Source organism: Brucella sp. (assembly GCF_032066345.1).
Taxonomy (GTDB): Bacteria; Pseudomonadota; Alphaproteobacteria; order Rhizobiales; family Rhizobiaceae; genus Brucella; species Brucella pseudogrignonensis.
Genome location: NZ_DAMBKZ010000014.1, coordinates 38238 through 50932, shown reverse-complemented (window position 1 = coordinate 50932; position 12695 = coordinate 38238). Strand labels below are relative to the sequence as shown.

Sequence of the window (12695 nt, the reverse complement as noted above, 5' to 3'; positions counted from 1 at the left end):
TTGTATCAATCGAACTGCAACAGCCGCTGGAGATATTCCTTCTCCATCTGCGGGGTCAGCGCATCGCCAAGCTTACGGCGGATTTCATCGAGAATCTCGCGGGCGCGCTGAATATCGATCTCTCCCGGTATCTTGACACCATCGCCGTCAGACGGACCGTTGTTGCCTTGCTGGCGACCGAGCGGATCACGGCCATTTTGACCATTTCGTCCACTCTGACCCTGACCATCCTGTCCCATGGCCTGCTGCATCTTCTGCATCATATCGCGGCCACCGCGGCGAAGGGCTTCCAAAGCACTGCCTTGCTGATCGCCTGCTTCCGAGCCTTCATTGCGACCAAGTGCATCGGCTGCATTGCCCATTGATTTTCCGGCGTCGGAGAAATCCTGATTGGGATCAATGCCCATTCCCTTGAGGTCTTCATTGAACTTCTTCAGTTCGTCTTGAAGCGCTTGCTGCTGCTGTTGCAGCTTGCGCATGGCTTCCGCCAGATCTGATGGCGTATCGCCGGACTGGCCACCCTGACCTTGCCCCTGTTGCGATTCGCCTTGTCCCATAGGGCCGTTATCGCCTGGAAGCCGGTCGTCTCCATATTCGCCTTCGCCGCTGCCATATTGCTGTTGCTGCATCTGCTGATCGAGTTTGAAGGTCTCGTTCATCATCTGTTGCTGGCGGCGCATCAGATCGCCCAGCTTGTTCATCTGCTGCTGCATCTGATTGGCCTGGCCCTGACCTTGTCCCTGCTGGCCGGGCTGCGCCTGTTGCCCCATCTGCAGATTGTTCATCAGGTCTTGTAGCTGCGACAAAAGCTGTTCAGCCTGATCACGCGAACCCTGACGAGCCAGATTTTCAATCTGGTCCATCATGCGCTGCAAATCCTTGTCGGTCAGCATGCGTGCATTCGGGTCCATCCGCTGATTACGGGCATTCGGGTTCTGCTGCTGACGCTGGGCGAATTCACGCAGGAACTGCTGCATCGCTTCGCGCAATTCCGCTGTCAGCTTTTCGATTTCTTCCTGAGAAGCACCATTCTGCAAGGCGTTACGCAGGGCTTCTTGCGCCTGACGCAAACGCCGTTCTGCTGCGGACAGATTGCCGTCTTCAATGCCGAGCGCTACCTGCCACATATAATCGGCAGTATCTCGCAAGGAGTCGTCGCTAGTCGCGAGTTTAAGCCGCGTACGGATCGTCACAAGACCCAGATAATGGGCGTTGTTCTTAATCGTTTCCTCTGGCCGCAACATCAATGCAGACAGCATGTCGCGCACATGGTCGCGTTGCGTGGCGTCAAGCGCCAGAATACGGCGCTGCTCGGCAACAGCCTTGGCCAGTGGATTGGAGAACGGGCGTTCGGGCAGAGTGATGATCTTTGTTTCGCTGCGTCCGAACTTACCTGCTGCGTCTGTTGCAACAAGTGTCAGCGCCACTTTCTGACCGGCCCAAGGATGCTGGGTCAGATCTTTCGACGTCGTTGCCTCTTTCGATCCACGGCGGGGAAGGGCAAGCGGTAATTCAGGCGCATCATAAAGAGGAGCGGTTTCCTCTTCCTCATGATCAATATCAAGCGGTACGACTTCACCATAGGCCTTGGTGGCACCGTAATCGTCGCTGATCTCATAGCTAAGCTGCAAAGTGCCATTGAGGGCGCGGCCCGGCTCTTTGGTGAAGCGGATTGTCGGCGCATTGTCTGGTGTGACAGCAAATGTCCAGCTGAGATCATTGCCTGAAAGGTTCAGGGTTTCGTCCTGCTGAAGATCGTAGCGGAAGTTGCGGCTGCCATCGACATTGGTCTGCTGTTCAGCCGTTGCATCTTCGCCTTCTTTGGGCGCGATAGGCTGTACTTCACGACGATGTCCGGTCGCATCGGTTGCTGTCAATCTTTCAGAACTGCCGCCGATTACGCGAATATTGACGATGCTGCCCTGCGGTACGGTTATAGGCTTTTCGACATTGCCTTCACCAGCATTGGTGCTGAGAAATACCGGCGCGCGGCCCGTATATTGTGGTGGCGTTACCCAGGCATCGACGCGGGCAACAACGGCGGCACTACCGGCGCGGATATGAAAAGCATCGGCGATGCGCCCGCTGTTCGGGCTAAGGCTATAGGCGGAAGCAGTCACGAACAGCAGAGCCACGATTGCACGCAATGCAAAAGGGTCACGTTCAGGAATGTGTGGACGCGGTACACCTGACTGGAGGTTTTTCAGGCGCTCGGCCATGCGGCGCTTGTGTTCCTGCCAGAGAGCGACTGCAAAAGGATCATTACTGCCGGTCGCCATTTGTCCGGTTTGCACGGCTAATGGTTCATGGATCAGGCCGTTTACATCTTCAATACGTGCGGTGATGGCATCTTCATCAGGCAGGCGGAAACGGAACGGCAGATAAAGCGCGACAAGTGCCGCCAAAGCAAAAAGGCCAAGCACACCCAGATGCAGCCAGCGCGGCATCAGCGCAAAAAGCCCAAGCCAGCTTAAGCTTGCAAAAAGCGCAGCCAATAGAATCAGCGGCAGCACGAGAGGCCAGAGTCGCTCAAAACCAATCGTCAGAAAGCTCTGCAGGTGAAGGCGGCGCAGGGCTGCACCTTCGCCGGAAAACAGGCGGAAAAACGCATCGCGCTTGCGGTTCGGCAAGTCTTTGCTGTCTTTTCTCTGTTGTGTCATCGGGTCTTTCTGATGCGTGTAACGCCTATGGTTGTTTCATAGAATAACACGCATCATGGCAAAGGCGAGGCGTAAAGCTCGCCACGCTTTACTGGTTTGTTTTTACGCATGTCTTTTACCCAAAACCGGTTCCCACTTTTGGGAGACATGCGTTCACCCTAATTTATAGCCAGTCCGGTACAGAATCGAGTGCCAGAAGCTCTTCATAGGTCCGGCGTGGACGAATGACGTGATAGCGATCACCATCCACCAGCACTTCGGGGATCAAGAGACGGCTGTTGTAGGTGCTCGACAGAACTGCGCCATAGGCGCCCGTCGTACAGACAGCGATCAGATCTCCCGGAGCAGGCTTTGCTACTTCACGGTCAAGGCCGAGATAGTCGCCGGTTTCACAAACAGGGCCGACAAAATCGGCGCGAATGCGTGGGGCATTATCTTTGGTTTCCAAAACTGGCTTGATGTCGTGGAAAGCTTCGTAAAGGGTCGGACGGATGAGATCGTTCATCGCCGCATCAACGATGATGAAGTTCTTGGCGTCGCCTTCCTTTACGAAAATAACTTCCGTTACTAGAAGACCGGCATTGCCGACGATCAGCCGACCCGGCTCAAACACGGTTTTGAGGCCAAGCGGCTTGATATGCTTTGCGACAATTTCCGCATAAGCAACCGGCAGCGGCGGTGGGTTGTTATCGGTACGATAAGGAATGCCTAAGCCTCCGCCAACATCGACGTGGCGGATATTGTGGCCGTCAGCCCGCAATTCCTCAACCAGCTGCGCCATCAGTGCAAACGCATTGTCGAAAGGCTCGAGATCAATGATCTGGCTACCGATATGCATATCAATGCCGACAACATCGATACCGGGCAGGCTTGCTGCACGCGCATAGGCCTGCCGGGCTTTTACGCGTGGAATGCCGAACTTGTTTTCGGACTTCCCGGTTGAAATCTTGGCATGGGTCTTGGCATCGACATCCGGATTGATGCGCAAGGATACAGATGCAACCTTGCCCGCCTTGACTGCGCGGGAGGAAAGAATTTCCAGCTCCGGTTCGGATTCGACGTTGAAGCAGTAGATGCCTGCTTCCAGCGCAAAATCCATTTCATGCGGGGTTTTGCCAACGCCGGAAAACACGATCTTGTTGGCCGGAATACCTGCAGCTAAAGCACGGCGGATTTCGCCTTCCGAAACCGTGTCAGCGCCTGCGCCGAGCTTGGCGAGAGTCTTGAGAACAGCCAGGTTCGAATTAGCCTTCAACGCGTAAGTTACCAGCGTTTCCATATCCGCAAAGGCTTCGCTGAAGACGCGGAAATGGCGCTCGATCGTGGCGCGTGAATAGACGTAAAAAGGCGTGCCGACTTCTTTTGCGATTTCGGGCAGGCTTACATTTTCGGCGTGGAGAACGCCGTCGCGATATTCAAAATGATTCACGGGAAACAGTCCCTGCTTGATAAGCTATTACAGAATCTTGTCGAGGATGAAGGGCTTGTCTTCCTTCGGTTTCTCGACCGTGCGACCCTGTTCATTGGTGATGAGCTGTGCTGGCGGTGGCTCAAGCGGGCCTTTTCGTCCGCAAGCGGCAAGAGTGGCTGCAAGAGCGGCGATCAGAAGCACGGAGGAAATGGCGGAGCGGCCTGTCATCAGCTTTGGTTCCCGGAATTTGTCCTATGGGTCAGGTCTAACCCAAAATATCTGAAAGTGAAATCACTCCTTCAAGAGCGATCTCACTAACATGCTCAGCTTACGCCTTTGTAATGCGCTTTTTCCAATAACGGATCTGGCGGCGCACTTCCTGTGGCGCTGTTCCGCCAAAGGACTGACGGCTCTTGACCGACTTCTCAACCGTCAGATAGCCGAAGATCGCATCGGTAATACCCGGATTGATTGACTGAAGGTCTTCCAGCGAAAGCCTGGAAAGATCGACCTTTTTGCTTTCGGCCAGAGCCACGGCGCGGCCCGTCACATGGTGGGCGTCACGGAAAGGAAGGCCAAGCTCACGCACCAGCCAGTCAGCCAGATCGGTTGCGGTCGAATAACCCGAACCTGCAGCCTTCTTCATGCTTGCAACATTGATGGTCAGGTCACGTACCATGCCGGACATGGCGGCAATTGCGAGTTCCAGGTTCTCGGCAGCGTCGAAAACCTGTTCCTTGTCTTCCTGCATATCCTTGGAATAGGCGAGCGGAAGCCCCTTCATGATGGTGAGAAGTGCAACAAGCGAACCGTTGATACGGCCGGTCTTGGCGCGGACCAGTTCGGCAGCGTCCGGGTTCTTCTTCTGCGGCATGATCGACGAGCCGGTCGAGAAAGCGTCGGACAGGCGAACGAAATTGAACTGCGGCGTCGACCAGATGACGATTTCTTCGGCAAGGCGTGACAGATGACCCGCGCAGATGGCTGCGAGCGATAGGAATTCCAGCGCGTAGTCACGGTCGGAAACGCTGTCGAGTGAATTGCGGGTTGGTTCACGGAAACCGAGCGCTGTCGCAGTCATGTGACGATCAATCGGGAAGCCGGTTCCAGCAAGCGCTGCCGCACCCAAAGGCGATTCGTCCATGCGTTCAATCGCATCGCGCACGCGCGACAGGTCGCGGCCAAACATTTCGACATAGGCCATGCAATGATGACCAAAGGTGACAGGCTGCGCGGTCTGTAGATGCGTGAAGCCCGGCATGACGGTGGCGGCATGTTCTTCTGCGCGCTCAAGGAAAGCCTCGATCAAGCCTTTAAGAGCCACGGCAGTCTTCTGCATTTCCTGCTTGACCCAAAGGCGGAAATCAACAGCCACCTGATCATTGCGCGAACGGGCCGTGTGCAGACGTCCTGCAGAGGCGCCAATCAGATCGGCGAGGCGCGCTTCGATATTCATGTGAATGTCTTCAAGCTTGCGCGAGAAGGTGAATTTGCCGTCCTCGATTTCCTTGAGGATGGTTTTCAGGCCGTCTTCGATCTTTTTGTGATCGTCTGCCGCAATGATGCCAGTCTTTGCAAGCATGGCAGCATGGGCGAGCGAGCCCTGAATATCCTGCGCATAGAGCTTGCGGTCGAAGCCGATGGACGCGTTGATCTCTTCCATGATCGCATCGGGCCCTGAGGCAAAACGGCCGCCCCACATCTGATTGCTTGATTTTTGTTCGCTCATGCTCGTATGCCTCGGATGCAAGACTGCCGCACCGGCTCAAAATCGGAATCGATTTTGGAAAGCACGATGCGTAGATTAAACAAGTGAGAGCGTCCTTTGTGCATCCAATTGGATGCACGGCGCTCTAACGGAAAGTGACGCGCTATGGCTGAAGACAACGTTAAGGCAAAGTCAGGCAATCGGAAGATTGTCCTTCTTGCTGCACTTGCCGGTGTCGTCGCCGGTATAGGCGCGGTATACGTGATGGAACGGCCTTCTGGCAATGCACCCACTAGCAATGTTTCTGCGCAAAGTGATGAAGCTTCTGCACAATGTGCGCTAAAGGCCGATAGTCTCAAGAGCCTTGATGCTGCGGCAACCGGAAGCGTTGCTGCCATGCGGGCTGCTGAAAAGCCGATTTCTGTTGCCCATATCGCTTTCACTGGACCTGACGGCAAGCAGCTGACGCTGGGCGATTATAAGGGCAAGACGCTTCTCGTGAACCTCTGGGCGACCTGGTGTGCGCCGTGCCGCGAAGAGATGCCCGAGCTTGATAATCTTCAGGCTGAAAAGGGCGGAAGCGATTTTGATGTCGTCGCGATCAATATCGATACGGGATCGGACGAGAAGCCTAAAAAGTTTCTCGAAGAGATCGGCATCAAGAGCCTGAGCCTCAACCGGGATGCCACCATGTCGAGCTTCAATGAATTAAAGCGCAAGAATCTGGCTTTCGGCCTGCCTGTGACATTGCTGGTCGACAAGGAAGGTTGCCAGATTGCGTCAATGAACGGCCCGGCTCCATGGGATAGTCCGGATGCGATCAAGCTGATTGAAGCTGCGCAAAAACTTTAGATAGACAATTATACCGTTCGGTGGCTTCCTCTTCTTGAGAGAGGAAGTTATCCATGAGCATTGAAGTCTGGCTGGCATTTTCTGCCGCATCCATTGTGCTTCTGATTATTCCGGGACCAACGGTTTTGCTGGTGGTATCCTATGCGCTCGGGCAGGGCTGGAAAGCTGCTCTCCCCATGGCAATTGGCGTGGCACTTGGTGATTTCACCGCCATGACGCTTTCCATGCTGGGTGTCGGTGCGCTTCTCGCCGCGTCAGCGACGGTATTCACTGCGGTTAAGTGGGTTGGTGCTGCCTATCTCATCTGGTTGGGTATCAAGTTGTTTCGTGCCGGTGGCACAATGGACGCCAAGGCGCGGCACGATGAGGTTAAGCCAGTGCGGATGCTGCTTCATGCTTGGCTGGTGACAGCGCTAAACCCCAAAAGCATTACGTTTTTCGTCGCTTTCCTGCCGCAGTTCTTGAGCCCGCATCGTGATTTCATGACGCAGATGCTGGTCTTTGAAACCACGTTCCTTGTGCTGGCATTTCTCAATGCCTTTGCTTATGCGCTGATTGCTACGCGCGCCCGTCGCTTCTTTGCCAATGAGCGCGCCCTTCGCATCTTCAATCGGGCAGGCGGAACGATGTTGATCGGTGCGGGTATTGCGACAGCCTCGATCCGATCAAGCTGATTTAAAGCCGGAGCGTTTCAACTGGACGATCGCCAGTTCGAGGGCGGACAGAAATGCTGAGCGGTCTTTTGGCGAAAATGGCGCTGGTCCTCGCGTTGTTTCGCCTGCCGAACGCAGCGAATCCATCAGATTGCGCGTTGCGAGTGTGTTGCCGATCGTGCTGGGCGTGTGAACTTTGCCATTGGGTGCGATAACCGATGCGCCCACTTCAATTGAGCGGCTTGCCAGCGGTATATCCGCGGTGATGACGACAATGCCGGGGCGGGAATTTTCAGCGATCCAATCGTCAGCCGCATCAAGCTTGTCGGACACAATGACACGTTCGACGCGTTCTGCATCGCACGGGATGGCAATATAGCTGTTGGCCACGAGCACAACGGCCAAGCCGTGACGTTCAGCAACGCGGTAGACTTCCGCCTTTACCGGGCAAGCGTCGGCATCAACAAAAATGCGGATTGTGTCGTTCTGAATGTCCATGCCGTTTCATAGGCAGAAGCGAGGCATTTGGCAAATTGATCGCAGCAATCAGATTTATGCGATAGCGCAATTCTCAGAACCGGATTAGAGCAGGCGCCAAAGAAAAGAGTTTCTGATCATGGCTACCCGCTTTTTCCCCCTCATGTTTGTTCTGCTCTGGGCCACCGGCTTCATCGGGGCTGGGCTTTCTATGCCCTATGCAGAACCATTCAGCTTTATGGCGGTGCGGTTCTCCATTGCAGCTCTCATTATGATCATTTGGGCTTTGGCCAGCCATAGTGTCTGGCCGAGGGGCAAAGTGCTGATGCATGCAGCCATCGCAGGCTGCCTGATCCATGGTGTTTATCTCTCTGCACTTTTCTGGGCCGTGCATCATGGCCTACCAGCAGGCATGTCGGGGCTTGTCGCCGGTCTTCAGCCAATGTTGACCACTCTAATTGCAGCGCTTCTTTTAGGCGAGCGGGCCAGCGGCCGGCAATGGCTGGGGCTGCTTATCGGCTTTCTTGGTGTTGCTATGGTGGTGTGGCCGAAATTTTCAGGCCATAGCGGTGTCGATCCGCAAAGCCTGGCAGCAGCACTTGTGGCGGTTCTTGCGATCAGCACGGGTACGGTGTGGCAGAAGCGTTTTGGTACCGCAGCGGATCTTAAAACCGGGACGGCGGTGCAATATATCGCAGCAGCCGCGCTTACCGCTATCTGTGCTTTCACTTTTGAAACCCGCGTTATGATCTGGTCGCCTCAGCTCATCTTTGCGCTGGTCTGGCTGACACTGGCGATTTCCATCGGTGCTATTCTGGCACTGCTGGTGATGATCCGCGAAGGAGCGATGTCGAAAGTTGCATCGCTTTTCTATCTGGTGCCCGGGACGGCTGCGATCATGGCCTATCTGATTTTCGGTGAAACGCTTGGCCCGATTCAGATCGCGGGCATGGTTGTGACAACGCTCGGTGTCGCACTCACAACCCTCCGCAAATAGCTATTCTATATTGAGTTCGGGCTGCTGCTCGCGCTTGCGGAAGTTCATGATCGCCGCGTTGATTTCCGCTCCGATGATGAAGATTGCCGAAAGCATATAGAGAAATACGATTGCCACCATGATCGAAGCAAGGCCTGCATAGGTGGTGACGTAATTCGCAAAAGTTTCGAGATATTTTGCAAAGGCTGTTGCAGCGGCCAGCCACGCAACCAGCGTGATGCCGATGCCGGGGAGAATGTCGCTCAAGCGCCGTTTTCCTGCAGGCAGCCAGATATGCACGATGAAAAGCGCAAGCACCAGAACGATCACTGCAATCGTATAGCGCCAGATGGCGATTGTACCTGTAAATGGTGCGATGTCTGGAAACCATTGCTCAGCCAAACGCACGGCAAGCGGTGCAAGAACCAGCAGAAAGCTGATTGCCATCAGGCTGATTGTGCCAATAAGCACGAAGCCCAAGCTTTGAAGACGGCAGAAAATGATCGAACGCTGGTCGATCACGCGATAGGCGCGGTTAAGCGACATGCGCAGTGCTTCCACACCATTGGAGGCAAAATAGGCAGCAGCGATCACACTCAACGTCAGGAGTCCGCTACGCTGAACGGTCAGAACGTTCATCACTTCGTTGGCGATGGGGCCTGCAATATTCGACGGCCACATATCGAAAATGACATGCACCGCATTATTGGCAAATTCCTTGGTGCCGAGAAAGCTGGCGAGTGACGTTGCAAAGATCAGAAACGGGAACAGCGCCATCAGCCCGGACAGAGCAATGTGCGAGGCAAATGCCCAGCCATCGTCGCTACTGAAATGCCCATAAACATCGAAGGTGATCTGACGGAGAAAACGCCTTACTTTTCGCATCCGCAGATTTGTCCCTCTCAGTTCAGTTATTTGAATTCAAGGCCTTAAATCTAGTATCGAATTCGGAAATGCAAGGGGTGGGCTGTTTTAAACCTTTTGCGAATCAAGCACTCTGGCCAAAATCCTGCCTTAGGAAACAAGCCATGGTCTCACAAAATGCAAAGCGCAGCATCCTGATAACGGGGTGTTCTTCCGGCATCGGGGCCTATTGCGCGAGCGCCTTGCATCAGGATGGCTGGCGTGTGTTTGCCACCGCGCGGAAAGATGAGGATATCGCAGCACTCAAAGCCAAAGGCATTGAGGCTTTCTATCTCGATTATACTGAACCGCAGTCGATCGAAGCGCTGGTCGACGAAGTCTTGCGTGCAACGGATGGCAGGCTGGACGCGCTTTTCAACAATGGCGCCTATGCACAGCCCGGCGCCATTGAGGATCTTCCTGTTGAAGCACTGCGTGCGCAGTTCGAGGCCAACTTCTTCGGCTGGCATGATCTGACACGCCGCATCATTCCGGTAATGCGTGCGCAGGGGCAGGGTCGGATTGTGCATTGTTCATCAATCCTCGGGCTTGTGCCGATGAAATGGCGCGGTGCATATGTTGCCTCGAAATTCGCGCTGGAAGGGCTGATGATGGCTCAACGCATGGAGCTGGAAGGCTCCGGCATTGAGGTGTCCATGATAGAGCCGGGACCGATTGCCTCGCAGTTCACCTATAATGCGGCCATGCATGCGCGCGCCAATATCGATCTCGAGCATTCCGTTCATCGCGAGTTATATCAGCGACAGATGGCAAAGCTTGAAAGCGGTGGTACAAAATCAAAAAACAAGCTTGGCCCCGAAGCGGTTTACGCGGTACTTGTGCATGCATTGGAGGCGCCTAAGCCGCGTCCGCATTATGCGGTTACGCGACCGGCTAAACTGGGTATTCTTGCACGACGCCTAATGCCGTCACGCTGGCTTTACCGAATGCTGTCCGACCAGTCTTGAATTAAAAAAGTATGGCGGATTATGGGAGAGAACTAAATGGACTTTCTGTTCAAAGCTGCGGCCATGGTGGCCATGTTCGCCGTGGCGATTGTGCTGATTATTGGCCTGCGCAATATGATGCGCGGTGGTGATGGCAACTTCTCCAACAAGATGATGCAGCTGCGTGTCTTTCTGCAGTTTATCGCTGTGGTTCTGATCGTGGCTGCCATTTATTTTGCGCGCCAGAAGAGTGGACAGTAACCATGGTCAAGCTCAACAAGATTTATACTCGTACGGGTGATGATGGAACCACTGGCCTGACCTCGGGTCCGCGCAGGCTGAAATCTGATTTGCGTGTGGAAGCTTACGGTACGGTCGACGAAACCAATGCCTGTATTGGTCTGGTTCGACTGCATACGGAAGCTGCTGATTATATGCATATCGATGTTATGCTCATGCGCATCCAGAATGATCTGTTCGATCTTGGTGCTGATCTTTCAACACCCGATGACGGTGAACCGCTTTCCTATGAGCCGCTGCGTATTGTTGCCTCGCAGGTTACACGGCTTGAATCCGACATTGACTATCTGAACGCGGATATTCCGCCGCTGCGGTCGTTCATTCTGCCAGGTGGTTCGGCCGCTTCTGCGGCGCTGCATCTGGCACGCACCGTATCGCGTCGTGCGGAACGGTTGATGGTACAGCTTGCAAAGACTGAAGGCGAAGTGGTTTCAAAGGAAGCGCTGCAATATATCAACCGCCTCTCCGATTTCCTGTTTGTCGCTGCCCGCGCCGTCAATGATAACGGCGCGAGCGATGTTCTTTGGGTGCCGGGCCAAAATAGATAGGCATTGCCGTGATGCCGGTCTGCAAATGGCGTTCTGGTTGCGCTTCGGTGCTCACTTACTTCAAGTAAGCTCCGCTCCGATGCTCAACAGATCACCATTTTCGCCACGGCCTGACGACAATGCGTATCGCTGATGGTTTCAGACACCACGCTTATTGCCCCAGATCAGCACATGAAGCTGGGGCAGAACGTGGGCCTCAAACCAGCGATCTGCCATCACCTTGTCGATCAGCCATTCCATGCGGCTCATGATGCCGTCCATGTCAATGCGGGCATCGTCATCTTCGGGCGGTGGCGGTGTGTGATTGCCGGGCTGCAGGTAGACGGCCAAATGCGGATGACGTGCTGACGCTGCCTTTGCAAAGGCATAATCCGCATCATCGAAGACCACGAATTTCAGCACTGTCTTTGGTGCCGGTCCCGCAGCATCAATGGATGCAGCGAGTGCGTTCCAGTCCGTATCCATGCCGCTTGAGGGCGGTTTTGGGCTCAGAACAAGCGTATCGAGCCTGGAAAACCAGTCCTTTGCCACCGATCCCTGTGTTTCCAGTGCAAAGCGATAACCTTGCGTGTGACCATGATCGATCAGTGGTCCCAAAGGCTGAATAGCTGGATTTCCGCCAGAAAGTGACACTGTTATTGGCTTTTTTCCAGAAAGTATCGTCACTTCATGCCAGATGGCATCAACGCTCATCGGTTTCCAGTCATGGCGAAAGCGGCTTTCAACAGCATGGAGACTGTCACACCATGCGCAGCGGTAGTCGCAGCCGCCCGTGCGCACGAAAACAGTCGGCTCGCCGCTCAACACGCCTTCGCCTTGAATGGTAGGACCGAAAATCTCGCTGATGCGGATTTCGGAGCTTGTTTTCATGACCGGCTCGCGGGGCGATACTCCGCCCATGTCTTTGGCGTTTCGCTGACCCTTACCGCTGTGACTTCCTGCCAGCGTGCCTGGCACCACTCATAAAGATGGCGCGCCAAAAACTCTGCCGTCACGCAATTATGCCCGAGCACATCATTGAGATGGCGGTGATCGAGCTCATCATCGATATAGCGCTTGAGTGGCGCCAGCTCGTGATAATCACGCACGAAGCCATGCTCATTGAGATCGGCTGAAGACAGTTCAACTTCAACGATGTAGTTGTGCCCGTGCAGCCGCGCACATTGATGATCGGCGGGTAATTCTGTCAGCTGATGAGAAGCTGAGAAATGGAATTCCTTGGTGATACGAAACATCAGGCGCTCCTTTTCTCGATTGCGG

Annotated in this window: 14 protein-coding genes; 6 read left to right on the top strand and 8 right to left on the bottom strand. The window is 54.6% G+C overall.

Annotated elements, in window-relative coordinates; all coding sequences use genetic code 11:
- Window positions 1-5: 5 nt before the first annotated feature.
- From RT142_RS16930 to argH, 4 genes are all read right to left on the bottom strand, one after another.
- A complete protein-coding gene (locus tag RT142_RS16930; protein WP_313030121.1) occupies window positions 6-2660 on the bottom strand; it encodes a TIGR02302 family protein in 2655 nt (884 codons plus the stop codon).
- A gap of 163 nt (window positions 2661-2823) precedes the next feature.
- Window positions 2824-4089: a diaminopimelate decarboxylase gene (lysA, locus tag RT142_RS16925; RefSeq protein WP_112807195.1), complete on the bottom strand. Its 1266-nt coding sequence runs from the start codon at window positions 4087-4089 to the stop codon at window positions 2824-2826.
- A 27-nt stretch (window positions 4090-4116) separates the two neighbouring features.
- Window positions 4117-4299, bottom strand: coding sequence for an LPS translocon maturation chaperone LptM (lptM, locus tag RT142_RS16920; RefSeq protein WP_007872064.1), 183 nt, complete (start codon window positions 4297-4299; stop codon window positions 4117-4119).
- A 100-nt stretch (window positions 4300-4399) separates the two neighbouring features.
- Window positions 4400-5800: an argininosuccinate lyase gene (gene argH / locus RT142_RS16915; RefSeq protein ID WP_112807197.1), complete on the bottom strand. Its 1401-nt coding sequence runs from the start codon at window positions 5798-5800 to the stop codon at window positions 4400-4402.
- 144 nt (window positions 5801-5944) lie between these two features.
- Here argH and tlpA point away from each other — a divergent pair, with 144 nt between their 5' ends.
- Window positions 5945-6631 carry a thiol:disulfide interchange protein TlpA gene (tlpA, locus tag RT142_RS16910; RefSeq protein WP_313030117.1) on the top strand — a complete coding sequence of 229 codons (687 nt, stop codon included), beginning with the start codon at window positions 5945-5947 and terminating at the stop codon, window positions 6629-6631.
- A gap of 53 nt (window positions 6632-6684) precedes the next feature.
- Window positions 6685-7305, top strand: a complete 621-nt coding sequence (locus tag RT142_RS16905; RefSeq protein WP_007872056.1) for a LysE family translocator — start codon at window positions 6685-6687, stop codon at window positions 7303-7305.
- Here the strand turns inward: RT142_RS16905 and RT142_RS16900 are convergent.
- The gene (locus tag RT142_RS16900; RefSeq protein WP_313030115.1) at window positions 7297-7782 is read right to left on the bottom strand and encodes a YaiI/YqxD family protein; all 486 of its coding nucleotides are present in this window, start codon (window positions 7780-7782) and stop codon (window positions 7297-7299) included. The genes RT142_RS16905 and RT142_RS16900 overlap by 9 nt on opposite strands.
- A gap of 118 nt (window positions 7783-7900) precedes the next feature.
- On the opposite strand from RT142_RS16900, the gene RT142_RS16895 reads away from it, so the two are divergent.
- Complete coding sequence (locus RT142_RS16895; RefSeq protein ID WP_079212387.1) at window positions 7901-8758, top strand: DMT family transporter; 858 nt, start codon at window positions 7901-7903, stop codon at window positions 8756-8758.
- Here the strand turns inward: RT142_RS16895 and RT142_RS16890 are convergent, their stop codons facing one another.
- Window positions 8759-9622, bottom strand: coding sequence for a YihY/virulence factor BrkB family protein (locus RT142_RS16890; protein WP_064322137.1), 864 nt, complete (start codon window positions 9620-9622; stop codon window positions 8759-8761). It lies immediately after the preceding gene.
- Between the two features lie 143 nt (window positions 9623-9765).
- On the opposite strand from RT142_RS16890, the gene RT142_RS16885 reads away from it, so the two are divergent.
- Genes RT142_RS16885 through RT142_RS16875 form a run of 3 tightly spaced genes read left to right on the top strand, consistent with a single transcriptional unit; the run spans window position 9766 to window position 11435 of the window.
- Window positions 9766-10608 (top strand): SDR family oxidoreductase, encoded by an 843-nt coding sequence (locus RT142_RS16885; protein WP_112814516.1) that lies wholly within the window; start codon window positions 9766-9768, stop codon window positions 10606-10608.
- A 36-nt stretch (window positions 10609-10644) separates the two neighbouring features.
- Entirely contained in the window at window positions 10645-10848 is a 204-nt protein-coding gene (locus tag RT142_RS16880) for a twin transmembrane helix small protein (RefSeq protein ID WP_064322135.1), read from the top strand.
- A 2-nt stretch (window positions 10849-10850) separates the two neighbouring features.
- On the top strand, window positions 10851-11435 hold the full coding sequence (locus tag RT142_RS16875; protein ID WP_105518987.1) for a cob(I)yrinic acid a,c-diamide adenosyltransferase: 585 nt from the start codon (window positions 10851-10853) through the stop codon (window positions 11433-11435).
- 138 nt (window positions 11436-11573) lie between these two features.
- Here RT142_RS16875 and queE read toward each other — a convergent pair whose 3' ends face one another.
- Together queE and queD are read right to left on the bottom strand one after the other, a co-directional pair.
- The gene (gene queE, locus RT142_RS16870; protein ID WP_112807207.1) at window positions 11574-12335 is read right to left on the bottom strand and encodes a 7-carboxy-7-deazaguanine synthase QueE; all 762 of its coding nucleotides are present in this window, start codon (window positions 12333-12335) and stop codon (window positions 11574-11576) included.
- A complete protein-coding gene (queD, locus tag RT142_RS16865) occupies window positions 12302-12670 on the bottom strand; it encodes a 6-carboxytetrahydropterin synthase QueD (RefSeq protein WP_112807209.1) in 369 nt (122 codons plus the stop codon). Before queD ends, queE begins: the two co-directional genes overlap by 34 nt.
- Between the last annotated feature and the right edge of the window lie 25 nt (window positions 12671-12695).

What these genes read in the sequence shown, in the direction of transcription:
- lptM (WP_007872064.1), bottom strand. Translation starts at nt 4,299, where the DNA reads ATGACAGGCCGCTCCGCCATTTCCTCCGTGCTTCTGATCGCCGCTCTT.
- RT142_RS16880 (WP_064322135.1), top strand. Translation starts at nt 10,645, where the DNA reads ATGGACTTTCTGTTCAAAGCTGCGGCCATGGTGGCCATGTTCGCCGTG.
- argH (WP_112807197.1), bottom strand. Translation starts at nt 5,800, where the DNA reads ATGAGCGAACAAAAATCAAGCAATCAGATGTGGGGCGGCCGTTTTGCC.
- RT142_RS16895 (WP_079212387.1), top strand. Translation starts at nt 7,901, where the DNA reads ATGGCTACCCGCTTTTTCCCCCTCATGTTTGTTCTGCTCTGGGCCACC.
- queD (WP_112807209.1), bottom strand. Translation starts at nt 12,670, where the DNA reads ATGTTTCGTATCACCAAGGAATTCCATTTCTCAGCTTCTCATCAGCTG.
- RT142_RS16900 (WP_313030115.1), bottom strand. Translation starts at nt 7,782, where the DNA reads ATGGACATTCAGAACGACACAATCCGCATTTTTGTTGATGCCGACGCT.
- queE (WP_112807207.1), bottom strand. Translation starts at nt 12,335, where the DNA reads ATGGGCGGAGTATCGCCCCGCGAGCCGGTCATGAAAACAAGCTCCGAA.
- RT142_RS16885 (WP_112814516.1), top strand. Translation starts at nt 9,766, where the DNA reads ATGGTCTCACAAAATGCAAAGCGCAGCATCCTGATAACGGGGTGTTCT.
- RT142_RS16890 (WP_064322137.1), bottom strand. Translation starts at nt 9,622, where the DNA reads ATGCGAAAAGTAAGGCGTTTTCTCCGTCAGATCACCTTCGATGTTTAT.
- RT142_RS16930 (WP_313030121.1), bottom strand. Translation starts at nt 2,660, where the DNA reads ATGACACAACAGAGAAAAGACAGCAAAGACTTGCCGAACCGCAAGCGC.
- tlpA (WP_313030117.1), top strand. Translation starts at nt 5,945, where the DNA reads ATGGCTGAAGACAACGTTAAGGCAAAGTCAGGCAATCGGAAGATTGTC.
- RT142_RS16875 (WP_105518987.1), top strand. Translation starts at nt 10,851, where the DNA reads ATGGTCAAGCTCAACAAGATTTATACTCGTACGGGTGATGATGGAACC.
- RT142_RS16905 (WP_007872056.1), top strand. Translation starts at nt 6,685, where the DNA reads ATGAGCATTGAAGTCTGGCTGGCATTTTCTGCCGCATCCATTGTGCTT.